This window comes from Limimaricola litoreus (genome assembly GCF_024159025.1).
Lineage (GTDB): Bacteria > Pseudomonadota > Alphaproteobacteria > Rhodobacterales > Rhodobacteraceae > Limimaricola > Limimaricola litoreus.
On the sequence record NZ_JAMYXC010000112.1, the window covers coordinates 25,309 to 38,442 of the forward strand.

Annotated in this window: 11 protein-coding genes; 4 read left to right on the forward strand and 7 right to left on the reverse strand. The window is 63.9% G+C overall.

Features of this window, described 5'->3' with window-relative positions:
• Positions 1 to 49 precede the first annotated feature (49 nt).
• The 4 genes from NHG85_RS07485 (at position 50) to NHG85_RS07500 (ending at position 3,580) form a co-directional block, all read left to right on the forward strand.
• Positions 50 to 592: a gluconokinase gene (locus tag NHG85_RS07485; protein WP_253331208.1), complete on the forward strand. Its 543-nt coding sequence runs from the start codon at positions 50 to 52 to the stop codon at positions 590 to 592.
• 10 nt (positions 593 to 602) lie between these two features.
• Positions 603 to 1,619, forward strand: a complete 1,017-nt coding sequence (locus NHG85_RS07490; RefSeq protein ID WP_253331210.1) for a TRAP transporter substrate-binding protein — start codon at positions 603 to 605, stop codon at positions 1,617 to 1,619.
• Between the two features lie 90 nt (positions 1,620 to 1,709).
• Positions 1,710 to 2,264, forward strand: a complete 555-nt coding sequence (locus NHG85_RS07495) for a TRAP transporter small permease subunit (protein ID WP_253331211.1) — start codon at positions 1,710 to 1,712, stop codon at positions 2,262 to 2,264.
• A complete protein-coding gene (locus NHG85_RS07500) occupies positions 2,264 to 3,580 on the forward strand; it encodes a TRAP transporter large permease (protein ID WP_253331212.1) in 1,317 nt (438 codons plus the stop codon). The genes NHG85_RS07495 and NHG85_RS07500 overlap by 1 nt, the downstream gene beginning before the upstream one ends.
• Positions 3,581 to 3,650: 70 nt before the next feature.
• Here the strand turns inward: NHG85_RS07500 and NHG85_RS07505 are convergent, their stop codons facing one another.
• From NHG85_RS07505 to NHG85_RS07535, 7 genes are all read right to left on the reverse strand, one after another.
• Positions 3,651 to 4,112: a substrate-binding domain-containing protein gene (locus tag NHG85_RS07505; RefSeq protein WP_253331213.1), complete on the reverse strand. Its 462-nt coding sequence runs from the start codon at positions 4,110 to 4,112 to the stop codon at positions 3,651 to 3,653.
• Entirely contained in the window at positions 4,093 to 4,872 is a 780-nt protein-coding gene (locus NHG85_RS07510) for an SDR family NAD(P)-dependent oxidoreductase (protein WP_253331214.1), read from the reverse strand. The genes NHG85_RS07505 and NHG85_RS07510 overlap by 20 nt, the downstream gene beginning before the upstream one ends.
• 69 nt (positions 4,873 to 4,941) lie before the next feature.
• Positions 4,942 to 6,210, reverse strand: a complete 1,269-nt coding sequence (tviB, locus tag NHG85_RS07515; RefSeq protein WP_305884596.1) for a Vi polysaccharide biosynthesis UDP-N-acetylglucosamine C-6 dehydrogenase TviB — start codon at positions 6,208 to 6,210, stop codon at positions 4,942 to 4,944.
• Positions 6,211 to 6,341: 131 nt separating this feature from the next.
• Positions 6,342 to 7,355: an NAD-dependent epimerase/dehydratase family protein gene (locus NHG85_RS07520; protein WP_253331216.1), complete on the reverse strand. Its 1,014-nt coding sequence runs from the start codon at positions 7,353 to 7,355 to the stop codon at positions 6,342 to 6,344.
• 246 nt (positions 7,356 to 7,601) lie between these two features.
• Complete coding sequence (locus NHG85_RS07525) at positions 7,602 to 8,306, reverse strand: VPLPA-CTERM sorting domain-containing protein (RefSeq protein ID WP_253331218.1); 705 nt, start codon at positions 8,304 to 8,306, stop codon at positions 7,602 to 7,604.
• Between the two features lie 232 nt (positions 8,307 to 8,538).
• Positions 8,539 to 12,267 carry a cadherin-like domain-containing protein gene (locus NHG85_RS07530; protein ID WP_253331220.1) on the reverse strand — a complete coding sequence of 1,243 codons (3,729 nt, stop codon included), beginning with the start codon at positions 12,265 to 12,267 and terminating at the stop codon, positions 8,539 to 8,541.
• A 31-nt stretch (positions 12,268 to 12,298) separates the two neighbouring features.
• Positions 12,299 to 12,718: a hypothetical protein gene (locus NHG85_RS07535; protein WP_253331222.1), complete on the reverse strand. Its 420-nt coding sequence runs from the start codon at positions 12,716 to 12,718 to the stop codon at positions 12,299 to 12,301.
• Positions 12,719 to 13,134: the final 416 nt, after the last annotated feature.

Genomic DNA, 13,134 nt, shown 5'->3' on the forward strand with positions numbered 1-13,134 from the left:
TAGCGCTGTCATCGTAGCCGTGGAGGCGGGCTGCGACAAGGGAGGCGGCATGGACGACGGACGCAAACCGGTTCTGGTGATGGGTGTGAGCGGCGCGGGCAAGAGCACCGTGGCGCGCGGCCTGGCCGAGCGCCTGGGCGGCGTCTACATCGATGCCGACGACCTGCACCCCGAGGAAAACGTCGCCGCCATGGCGCGCGGCGAGCCGCTGACCGACGCGCTGCGCTGGGGCTGGCTCGATGCGGTGGCCGAGGCGATGGCCACGACCGAACCCTTTGCCGTCGTCGCCTGCTCGGCGCTCAAGCGGGTCTACCGCGACCGGCTGCGCGCGCGGCTCGGCGATTTTCCCATCGTCTATCTCGAAGGCGATCATGCGCTCTTGCGCGACCGCATGGCGCAGCGCGAGGGGCATTACATGCCCGTCTCGCTGCTCGACAGCCAATTCGCGACGCTGGAGCCGCCCGCCCCCGAGGAGGGGGCGATCTGCGTCTCCGTCGCGCCGCCGCCCGACGAGGTGCTGGAAACGGCGCAGAGCGAGCTTTCATCCCGTCTGCAGGGAGGACCCGGAGGGTCCGGGCAGACACACCACTGAGGAGGACTTCATGACCAAGAGCTTCACCATCACCCTCGCCGCCGCGCTGACCCTGTCGGGCGCCGCCGTCGCGCAGGACTACAGCTTCCGCTTCCAGTCCTCGGACCCGGCGGGCAACCCGAACTTCGAGCTGCAAAAGCAGTGGGCCGAGAGCGTCGGCGAGATGACCGATGGCCGCGTCAGCGTCGAGCTGCTGCCGGTGGATTCGATCGTGGCGCATAACGAGACGCAGGACGCGATCGCGGCCGGCATCCTCGACGGGCACATCACCGACACCTCCTATTTCTCGGGCAAGGACCCGGCCTTTGGCCTGATCGCCAACCCGGTCGGCGCCTGGGGCGATCCGCAGCAGATGTTCGACTTCATCGAGCAGGGCGGCGGTCACGAGCTGATGGACGAGCTGCTCTCGCCCTACGGGCTGGAGTTCATCGGCGTCAGCACGCCGGGGCTCGAAGCCTTCGTGTCGAACGTGCCGCTCGACGGGGTCGATGATCTCAAGGGGCTGAAGCTGCGCGCGCCCGAAGGCCTCGTGCAGCAGGTCTTTGCCGCCGCGGGTGCGGCGCCCGTGAACCTGCCCGGTTCGGAGGTCTTCACCTCGCTCGACAAGGGCGTGATCGACGCGGCCGACTACTCGGTCTTTTCGGTCAACCACGCGCAGGGCATGCATGACGTGGCCTCGCACCCGGTCTATCCGGGCTTCCACTCGATGCCGCTGGTCGAGGTCTCGATGAACGAGAGCAAGTGGGAAGAACTGCCCGAGGATCTCCAGCAGATCATGGAAGAGTCGGTCAAGCAGTTTGCCCAGAACCAGATCTCCTCGCTCAAGGCTGCCGATCAGGAAGCCGTCGAGGAGGCCAAGGCCTCTGGCGAGATCACCGTGCATGACTGGTCCGAGGAGGAGCGCGCCAAGTTCCGCCAGATCGCCATGGGCGAGTGGGAGAAGGTCGCCGAACGCTCCGAGAACGCGCAGAAGGTCTATGACACGCTGACCGGCTACCTGACCGAGAACGGCCTGATCGCCGAGTAAGACCGGCGCGGCCCGACCGTGCTTTTCCAGACGCCCGGACCCGCAGGTCCGGGCGTCTTCGCAAGAACCTTATGACGAGGGACAAGGCCCGTGACAGAAGATCACACCGACATCACGCCGCCCCGGGACGAGGGCGGGCCCATTCCAGAGGCGGGCTGGCTCGGCCGCGCCATCGACCGGGTCGGCATCGTCTTTGCGCTTGGCATCATCATTGCCATGCTGATCCTGATCCAGGAGGTGGTGCTGCGCTATTTCTTCAACCGGCCGACGATCTGGGCGCATGAGACGACCGTGTTCCTTTCGGGCGTGGCCTTCGTCTTCGGCGGGCTCTACTGCACCGCGCGCGACAGCCATATCCGGGTGGTGCTGATCTATGACCAGCTCGGGCCCAAGCTGCGCCGCGGCTTCGACGTGGTGATCTCGATCATCTGCGGGCTGGCGGCGGCGATGTTCACTTGGGCCGCCTGGATCATGGTTTCCCGCGCGGCCTTTACGCCGGCGGGCGATTTCCGGCTGGAGCGCTCGGGCAGCGCCTGGGACCCGGTCTATCCCGGCGCGATCAAGGTGTTTCTCATGCTGGTGCTGGGCATCATGACGGTCCAGTTCGCGATCCTGGCCTTCAACTACGCGCGGGGGCGGCGGTGATGGAAATCTTCGGGTCCATTCAAGGGCTGGGGATCGAGGGGGCCACGGGCCTCATGTTCGCCATGCTGCTGGTGCTGCTCGTCACCGGCATTCCGCTGGCCTATGTCACGCTGCTCGTGGCGCTGGTCTTCGCCCTTGGCTGGTTCGGGCCGATGGCGGTGCCGCTGATCACCTCTCGCGTCTATTCCTTCGTCTCCTCCTTCGTCTTCGTCTCCGTGCCGATGTTCGTGCTGATGGCCGCGATCCTCGACCGGTCCGGCATCGCGCGCGACCTGTTCGACGCGATGCGCCTGTTCGGCGGGCGGCTGCGCGGCGGCATCGCGATCCAGACGATCCTGGTGGCGGTCATCCTCGCCGCGATGTCCGGCATCATCGGCGGCGAGGTGGTGCTCCTGGGCCTGATCGCGCTGCCGCAGATGCTCAGGCTCGGCTATGACAAGAACCTCGCCATCGGCGTGGTCTGCGCGGGCGGGGCGCTTGGCACCATGGTGCCGCCCTCGATCGTGCTGATCATCTATGGCCTGACGGCCAACGTCTCGATCGGTGATCTGTTCACCGCGGCCTTCGTGCCGGGGCTGATGCTGGCGGGCTTTTACGTGGCCTATGTGCTGATCCGCGCCTATCTCAACCCGGCCATGGCGCCGGTGGTCGAGGGGCCGCGCGCGACGACGGCCGAGAAGCTGCGGCTGGCCAAGGGTCTGTTCCTGCCGATCCTCGTGGTGATCGGGGTCCTGGGCTCGATCTATGGCGGCATCGCGTCCGTGACCGAGGCCTCGGCCGTGGGCGTGCTTGGCGTGACGCTTTCGACCATGATCCGGGGCGAGTTCACGCTCGGGCTGATGAAGGCGGCGGCGCTGCAGACGCTTCAGACCGTCGGCATGATCGTCTGGATCGGCATCGGGGCGACGGCGCTGGTGGGGGTGTTCAACCTCATGGGGGGCATCAAGTTCGTCTCGGCAATGATCACGGGCATCTCGGACGAGCCGGTGATCGTGCTGCTGTTCATGATGTCGCTCCTGTTCATCCTCGGCATGTTCCTCGACTGGGTCGGAATCGCGCTGCTGACCATGCCGATCTTCGTGCCGATCATCACCTCGATGGGCTATGATCCGGTCTGGTTTGGCGTGGTGTTCTGCATGAACATGCAGATGAGCTTCCTGTCGCCGCCCTTTGGGCCCGCGGCCTTCTACCTCAAGTCGGTTGCGCCGCCGGATATCTCGCTGGGCGACATCTTCCGCTCGCTGCTGCCCTTCATCGGGATGCAGGCGCTGGCCGTGGCGGTGCTGATCCTGTTTCCGGCGATCGCCATCTACTGACAACGCGCAGGGATGGACGTGACGAGGCCCGCCCCCTTCGCTGGGGGCGGGCTCTTTTTGTGCGATAGGTTCAGCGGGGCGGGGGCGTGGTCTCGCGGAGGATCAGCTCGGGCGGGATCTCGATGCGCCTGCGCGAGGCCCGGGCCTTGCCGCTCAGGAGCCCGCCGACGAGGCGCGCGGCCTCGGCGCCGATCTGCTCGGCATGGACGTCGACGGTGGTCAGCCGCGGCGCGCAGATGGCGCCGATCTCGTAATTGCCGAAGCCCGCCAGCGCCAGCGCGAGGAGCAGCATCGCCGCGAGGTGGCCGACCCAGGCCCGGCCGCCCGCCATGCGCGCGGCCCAATCGTCGACCGGGTTCAGCAGGAGCGCGAGGAAGACGGCGAAGGCGATCGGCAGGAAGACCGGCTGCATGACGTGCAGCGCCCAGCCCACGAGCACCAATGTGGCCACGCCGAGCATGCCGAGGGCGGGGTGGGCGATGCGTTGAGGGGCCGCGATCTGGGCTTCGGGATCAGGCGCCTTGTCCGACATTCAGCGAAAGCCCCCCGTCGATGGTAAAGGTCTGGCCGGTGACGTAATCGGCCTCGGGCGAGGCGAGGTAGACCGCGAGATGCGCCACCTCTTCGGGCTGTCCGGCGCGGCGCCACGGGATGTTGCGGACCTGGCGCTCGCGCGCCTCGGGGTCCTCCTGCGCCTCGGCATTCATCGCCGTCATGATCATCCCCGGCGCGATGTTGTTGACCGCGATCCGGTCGGGGGCCAGCTCAAGGCACAGGGTGCGGGTGAGATTGCGCAGCCCCCCCTTGGCCGCGTCATAGGCCGCCGAGCCGATCCGAGGGATCTCCTCGTGCACCGAAGAGATATTGACGATCCGCCCGCCGCCGCCCGCGGCGCGGCGCGCGCGGATGAAGGCGCGGCAGCACAGGAAGGGGCCGAAGAGATCGACCTTCAGCATCTTGTCCCAAGTCTCGTCCGACATTTCCGCCACCTCCTCGCCCGGCGCGTCGAGACCGGCGGAGTTCAGCAGGATGTCGGGCGGGCCGAAGGCGTCCTGCGCGGCAGCAAAGAGCCGCTCCACGTCTTCGGGGCGGGTATGGTCGCATTGCACGGTAACGGCGGCGCGGCCCGCCTCGCGCACCGAGCGGGCGGTGGTCTCGGCGCCATCGGCATCATCGAGAAAACCGAGCACCAGATCGGCCCCCTCGCGGGCAAAGGCCGTGGCGCAGGCCTGGCCAATTCCCGATTCCGCGCCGGTGACGATGGCAACCCGGTCCTGAAGCCTGCCGCTCATAAGGTGTCCTCTCACGCCCATGCTGCACGCGGAGTTAACGGCAGTTGCGCGCGAGGGTTCCTCGGAGTGTCAGAGACGCAAGTCGGAGCTTTCCGGTGCAAAGACCGATTTCAGGTCGAAGAACACATGCCCCTCGCGGCCATAGGCGCGCAACGGCTCGGGCCCGGCCTCGACGAACTCGCGGTGGGCCACGGCGAGCAGCACCGCATCATAGGCACCGGCCTCCGGGCGTTCGACCAGATCGATGCCGTATTCCTCATGCGCCTGCGCCGGATCGGCCCAGGGGTCGTGCACGTCGACGCGCGCGCCGTATTCGGCCAGATCGGTGATCACGTCGATGATCCGGGTGTTGCGCAGATCGGGGCAGTTTTCCTTGAAGGCGAGGCCGAGCACGAGGATACGGGCGCCCTCGATCTGGACGCGCCGCTTGAGCATCGCCTTGATCAATCGACCGGAGACATAGGCCCCCATGCCGTCGTTGAGCCTGCGACCGGCGAGGATGATCTCGGGGTGATAGCCGAGCGCCTGCGCCTTGTGGGTGAGATAATAGGGGTCGACGCCGATGCAGTGCCCGCCGACGAGGCCGGGGCGGAACGGCAGGAAGTTCCACTTGGTGCCAGCGGCCTTGAGCACCGCCTCGGTGTCGATATCCATGCGGTTGAAGATGACCGCGAGTTCGTTGACGAGAGCGATGTTGAGATCGCGCTGGGTGTTCTCGATCACCTTGGCGGCCTCGGCGACCCGGATGCTTTCGGCCCTGTAGGTGCCGGCGGTAATGATCTCGCCGTAGAGCGCATCGACCTGCTCGGCGATCTCGGGCGTCGAGCCGGAGGTCACCTTGCGGATCGAGGGCAGGCGATGCTCCTTGTCGCCGGGGTTGATCCGTTCGGGGCTGTAGCCGACGAAGAAATCCTCGTTGAAGCGCAGCCCCGAGATCTTTTCGAGCACGGGCACGCAGTCTTCTTCGGTGGCGCCGGGGTAGACGGTACTCTCGTAGATCACGACGTCACCGCGCTTGAGCACGCGACCCACGGTTTCGGAGGCCTTGAGGATCGGGGTCAGGTCGGGCTGGCGATGCCGGTCGATGGGCGTCGGCACGGTGACGATGTAGATCCCGCAGTCAGCGATGCCGTCGAGACTGTCGGTAAAGTCCAGCTCGCCTGCCTGCGCCAACTCCTCGGTCGAAACCTCGCGGGTGCCGTCGCGCCCCTCGCGCAGCTCGGCGATCCGTGCGGCATTGATGTCGAAGCCGGTGACGGGACGTTTGCGGCCGAACTCGACCGCGAGCGGCAGCCCGACGTAACCCAGCCCGATCACGGCTATGCGTTTATCGTTCATTTGTGGCACTCGCATGGAGATGTGACAGGGGAGCCTGCCTGCATCGCTGTTGTGGAAAAGGTGTCGGGCTCAGGCATGGCGCTCGAGCGGCGCAATGATGGCCCATGGGGACCAGCAGCGCGCCGGATGCCTCACCCCTTCCGATACTCGACGAACCAGTCGACGAAACGGGAGATGCCATCGTGGAAGTCGGTCTGCGGCCGATAGCCGGTGAGCCGTTGTAACAGGTCGGCGTCGGCCCAGGTGGCGGGCACGTCGCCGGTCTGCATCGGCATGTAGTTGCGCTTGGCCTCGATGCCGAGCTTTTGCTCGATGGCGTCGATGAAATCGAGCAGGCGCACCTTGTCGGAGTTGCCGATGTTGACCACCCGGTAGGGCGCGACGGGCGAGAGGCTGTCGCCCGGCTCGATCGCTTCGGGCGTCTCGGGCCGCACCGGCGGCACGTCGATCAAGAGCCGGATCGCGCGGACCAGATCATCGACATAGGTGAAGTCGCGGTACATGTCGCCATGGTTGTAGATGTCGATCTCCCGGCCGTCGAGCATGGCATCGACGAACTTGTAGAGCGCGAGGTCGGGGCGGCCCCAGGGGCCATAGACCGTGAAGAAGCGGAACATGGTGGTCGGCAGGTCCCACAGATGCGCGTAGGAATGCGCCATGCTCTCGTTGGCCTTCTTGGTGGCGGCATAGATGGTGAGCTGGGTGTCGGCCTTTTCGGTTTCGGTAAAGGGCATCTCGGTGTTGGCGCCGTAAACCGAGGAGGTCGAGGCCATCAGCAGGTGATCGACCCCCAGACGCCGCGCCGCCTCCATGACGTTGAAGGTGCCGATCACGTTGCTGTCTATATAGGCGCGCGGGTTCTCGAGGCTGTAGCGCACACCGGCCTGCGCCGCGAGGTGCACGATCACATCAGGCGCGAAGTCGTCGGCGACACGGTCGAGCAGCTCACGATCCTCGAGCTGCCCCTCGGTGGCCGCGAAGTTCCCGTTCTGCAGCAGCATCGCGTGGCGACGGCGCTTCAGAGCGACGTCGTAATAATCGCTCATCCCATCGTAGCCATGAACGGTGAAGCCTTCGGCCAGGAGCAGCTTGGCGAGGTGGAAGCCGATGAAGCCCGCCGTGCCCGTGATCAAAATCTTCTTCATGTCCCGTTCACTCCTCGTTAACCACGGCACGACCGGCTTGTGGCGCCGGTCGGGGCCTGCGGCCCCTGGCGTGTTATGGGCGGATCAAGCCTCGGGTGCAACGTATGGGCCGGCGGGAATCGCCGCAAGCCTGCGGTGCTGTCGGCCGGTCCGCGGTGCGGGGCTGGGCGAACGCTGCCGTGCCGCAGCGCGCGAAAAAGGCCGCCCGGTTCGGGGCGGCCTCTGGAAGCGGTTTATCGAAACAAATCATCCAGTCTTGCGAAACCGGCGCAGCCCTGCGGTTCCACCGAGCGCCGCGAGAAGCAGCCAGCCCGCGGCGGGGAGCGGGACCGGGTTCGGTGGCGGAGCGTCGTCGCCGCAATTGGCGATGCACTCGGGTTTCAGATTGTAGTCCTTGGTGCTCCCGCCGCCGCCAGTCGGAGGTGCGCCGACGGTCTGAGCACGGATCCCGACCGCACTAAACGTCGTGGTATCCAGATCTACATCTTTGTTGATATAGAAGGAAAAGTCATTGTTCAGACCACTCGCTGACCCAGTGTCTCCAATACGAAGCATGTAATCGAAGACTTGAGCTGCATCGAATTTGCAACCGCCGCCGTTGCCGGTAGGCCCAGTGCCGCATTTTGAAGTATTGGTGAGGAAGTTGGTCACGCCGTCACCGGTGGGGGACGTGAAACCTTGAATATCCGTCGATGCGATGCCCGGGATCGAGGAGCTGAAGCCGAGACCGAGTACATCGCCGGTCGATGGTGTGGTGGGATCCAGAGCTACCTGAAAAAACAGCCGGGTGGCATCGGTCTCATCGTCGATTTTCACGATCCACTTCGGCTGTTCGGTGGCCGCTGTATTATTATAGACCCAGTCACCAGCGCCGAACTGTATCACCGTAGCGCTGGCAGGCGCGGCGAGGCAGATCGCTGCCAGCGCCGAGAAAAAACTGTGCTTCGTCACAACCAAACTCCAACCTTTTGACGACCTCGTACTGTGGTAGGTCCACGCCGACATACCACATGCCTCAAAATCAAAAAAAAATTTGTGAAAGAGGTTGCCCTCTTTCGGATAGTTCTACCCATCCTGCCGCTCGTGGCTGGAAACAAACTGATATTCGCCGACGAGTTTTGGAACAGAATGTCTCTGGGATCGTTTCATCCCAGAGACAGACTAGAAGGAATAGCAGGGAGGATCAGACCAAGTCGTAGACGCCGTTTTGCGCGGTCATCCAGCCGATCGTCTCGTTCGTGTGGACAAGCTCGGCATCGCCAGACTGTTCCTCGTAGAGACGGATGTGAACGTTTCCGCCACTTTGATCGTAGCGCAGATTGACCGTGTCCTGGCCGTTCGACGTCAGCATGTCGGCGAAGAAGGCGTCGTCCAAAGACTGATCGGACAACACGCGCGTGCCATCGTGGTCGGTATCGAGCGTTCCGGTCCGAAACAGGATGCTGTCCGCCGAGCTATCGAGCGCGGCCCAGTCAAAGTTGCCGGAGGTGGCAGAACTTCCCTGGCCCCTCTGGGCTTCCTCAAGATCGAAAAAGAAATCGAAGCTGTCGTTGTCCGCGTTCTCGATCCGGTGCGTCATCGCCCGGCTTTCGGTGTCGCCGGAGACCTGTCCGAAAACCAAGGGGGCATCGGAGAAGCCTGCAAGGGTCACCTGGCCCCCATCGGTGCTTGATACAGCCTTCGAGCCGAAGCTGATCCGGGTACCATCGGTCAGTTGATGATCGCCCGCCGTGCCTGCCATCCAGCTGATGGTCTCGGTCGCATGGACGCCATCGAGATAATCCCATTCGTCGACCTGGAACGAGAAACCTTCGGAGGTGACGTCGCGAACACGTAGTGTCAGCGCGTCCTTACCGTTCCCGCTAGCGGGCCCCATGACAACGGTCGCGGCATCGATCGCATCATCGAATGTCACATGGTGCCACTGCGACGCGTTGTCCTGTGTCACCTGCAGCGTCCCGATCTGCATGCGGCTGCCGTCGATCACGGTGTCGCTGCTGTCGGCGTCATTTCCGGAGTTCTGATCGCTGCGAAGCGCATAACGCCCTTCCTTGGCGGCAAACCAACCTACGCTTTCCTTGGCATGGATCATTTCGCCGTCCTTGGACTGCTCTTCCATGACGTGGATCTTCAGGCGTCCTGACGAGTCGACCTGATAGCGCAGACCGGCGGTATCCTGTCCATTGAAACTTTGCATGTCTGCAAGAATGGCCCGATTACCGACACCCGTGGCGACAGAGCTGGCACTATGGTCGATATCGGCAGTGCCCCCGCGCAGGACAGTGCTGCCGGAAGCGGCTTCTACACCGGCATAGTAGAAGGTGCCCTTGCCCCCGACGTCGCCACCATGACCTTCCTCGGCCTGAACCTTGAAGCCGAAGCCGTCGCGGCCGCTGTCGACGAACCGATGGACCAATGAGTTGGAGCCGTTGTCAGCGGCAAGCTGGCCGAACATGGTCGGGTTGCTGCTGAACCCGTCGAGCGCCACGGATTTGATGTTGCCACCGTTGGCTTGGGTGGCACCGAAGGTCACCTTGCTACCATCATCCATCACATGGCTGCCAATGCTGCCGGCCATCCAGCTCACTGATTCGCTCAGGTGACGGCCATCGAGGTAATCCCACTCGTCGATCTGGAACTCGAACCCGGTCGAAGTGACGTTGCGAACCCGCGTGACCGCGGATTCCACGCCATTGAAAGAGATAGGGCCCATGACCACTGCGGCGTTTTCGATCGCGGCGGAAAACCCGACCCGCTGCCACGTGCTTCCGTTTTCCTGCGAGATCTGCGTGCTGCCGATCTCCATATGGCCGCCGTCGGTGCTGTCCGGCGCCACAGGTTCCGAGGGGGCCACCGGTGCAGGCGCGACATAGGTGCCATCGATCCGCACGCTGACTTGGGCTGTGTCGCGACCGCCATGACCGTCGTCGACCGTGTAGGTGAAGGTTTCGGTGGCCGACTGGCCCTTTGACAGCCCGTCGAATGCCGTGCCCGGATCATATGTCACGGTACCGTCGGAGTTGACCTTCACACTGCCGCGCAGGCCGGAGCCGTCGACGCCCGTGACGGACAGCTTGTCGCCATCGGGGTCAGTGTCGTTGGCGACGACCTTGATGACCACGGCCTTGCTGTTCTTGGTCGTGGCGGCGTCATTCCGGGCGTCGGGCCCTTGGTTCGTCGAGACGGACTGGTCGAGCGAGGCCTTATGGCTTTGCGAACTGCCGGCGGCGATGGCGCCGTACTTGGCCTTCAGTTGACCAAGCAGCGTCGCCATGTCGATCGATGTGTCTCCGAAGTCGAGCTTTTCGATGCTGCTCAGGGTATCGATTGCGCCATTGCCCTGTTGAATGCGCACCGCACCACCGTTCGCGGCGCTGGCGTCGTAATGGATGGAGTAGTCCGAGGATTTGCCATCGAAGACAGCCCGATCGGTGCCTTCGCCGCCGGAGAGACTGTCGGATCCCGCGCCTCCGACAAGGGTGTCGTTGCCATCATTGCCGATGAGGCTGTCGTTGCCGCCGTTGCCGATCAGGATGTTGTTCGCGCTGTTGCCGATGATCTTGTCGTTGCCCGAACCGGTGATCGCATTCTCGATGACCGTGCCACGCGCGATGGCGAGGTTGCCGACCTTGCCATCGATGTTCGAAAAGCGCTCGGTGTTCAGGTCGAGCTTCTGGCTGGCGCTACGCTTGCCGAAGTTGATCGTATCGGTGCCGCCGCTGTCGACGATGGTCGCCGCACGGTCGCCGCGCAGACCCATGCCGAAATCCGTGGTGTTGGTGTCATCGCCGTAGATCGTGTCACCCGTGCGGGTGGTGGTGGGCTGTCCATAGAGGTTCTGGATCGCCAGCACGTCGGCAAGCTGAGGGGTCTGTACATCGACTTTGCTGGCATTGACGTTCGGGTTGGCGCTTTGGTTGAAGTAGGACATCAGCGACATCTGGTAGCTGTCGTTGGCGTAATGCGCCGTGCTGAAGCTGGCGCTGCCATTGTAATTGCCGCCATGCCCGAGACCGAGCGCGTGGCCGATCTCGTGGATGTAGGTCTGCTGATAGTAGGCGCCGTACCTGGACCAGTCCGCGCTGACGTTGACGACCGAGGAGGTAATCGTGCCGCCGCTGGTGTAAGAGGTCGAGAAAGCGCCGCTGTCGTTCTCACGGAAGGTGATATCCGGCGCGCTGTTGGAGCGGCCTTGGGTCACGGTCATGTCGTAGGAGCCGGTTTTGGAGCCGTATCCGCCAGCAGCGACGTAGTAGACACCGTCCTTTTCGGCCGTGAAGCTCAGCGCCGAGCTGCGATCGTCCGGTGAGCGGTCGTCATTCTGGTTCACGAAGCCGCCCGACGAGTCGAACAGCTGCACCACCGTGTCGCTCAGGGAGCCCGTGCCGCCCGTGCCCTTGAGCGAGACCGAATAGGTTTTGCCCGCCTCGACCTCGACCGCGATCCAGTCCTTGTCGCCGGCGGAGCCGACCTTGCCACGGAAAGTCTGGTTGACGGAAATTTTCTGCGCGCCACCGGTATTGGCCCCGGCGTCGCCCGATTCATGGACGAGCGGGTAGTTGGCGGCCGTGGTGTTCGAGGAGGTTTCTTCGAAATTGAGGCCGGAGGCTGCGCTCCAGGCGTTGAGCGCGTTGCGCACCGCGGCCTGGCCGCCCGAACCCAGCCCGCTGAGATCAACCATCAAGGTGTCGCCGGTCGTGACGTCGAAGGCGCGGGCGCTGCGACCCGTATCCTGCCAGTAGCCATCGGTCAGGTAGCTGGCGATCTGGTCGGTGGTATAGGTCGGCAGGCTCGCGCTGAGGCTTCCGGACGAGCTGCCCGATGTTGCCGCGAGCGCATCACCGGGCGTTTCGAGTCCGTGAAAGTCCAGAGTGGTGATCGAGGGGTTCAGAGCTTGGCAGATGGTGCACATCGAATGGATCTCCGTGAGTGGGCGGAAGGAGTCAGCGGCGCGGGAGCGGGAGGCTGGAGGCCTTCAGAAGTGTGAGGGCGTAGTCGGACAGCAGGCGCGCGTTGAGCCGCGCGTCCATGACTGTCAGCTCGAGGCTCTCGCCGCGTCCGGTGCGGCCTTCGGCCGTCTCCCAAACGAGGTGCCCTGCGATTGCGCTGTCGGTGGCGTGCTCTTCGACAAAACGAAGAGTGAGGTCTGCTTCTTCTGAAGCCGGGCCGTCTTCTCGCAGACGGAGCGTGCGACCATCGGCAATATTCTCGATGGCCTCGACGAGGGCAGGACAGAAATCGGGGTGGACGCTCCGACAAATCAGGTCGATGTCCGAATTGGTTTGCGGTTGCGCGCCACCGGCAAGTCCGGCGGTGCCGGACGCCAGAAGCAGCGCCGCCGCGTGGCCGGCTGCGAGTTTCATTATGGTTGACATAACTGTCCCTTTTCGTCGGCGGGTCTTCTGCCCGCACAACGCTTTTTTCGTATTCAACTTCGGATTTTGTGAGACTGGATTGTGGCGCTTTCCCGCTGATCCAATTCAGACTATGGAGGATCTTAGGCCGCGCCTGACCGCCCGAAGGTCGATTGTGAACATGGTTTTTCATGCCGCGGCCAAGGCTGCGGCGCGTCTTTTTGGGATATCTCCTGAGTCACTGCCCGTTCTGTTTTCCCATGTTTGCTTCATGTGCTGGACTTTGCCCACACGAGAGCTAGCGACTGAGCAGAACCTCGCTCGTCGTCACATAAAATGCTGTAGATTCAGACCTCGCCCCGGCTTCGTTAACGGATCGTTCGCACTACCCCCACAACCTCGAGTCGAACCTTTGGGATTCGCTA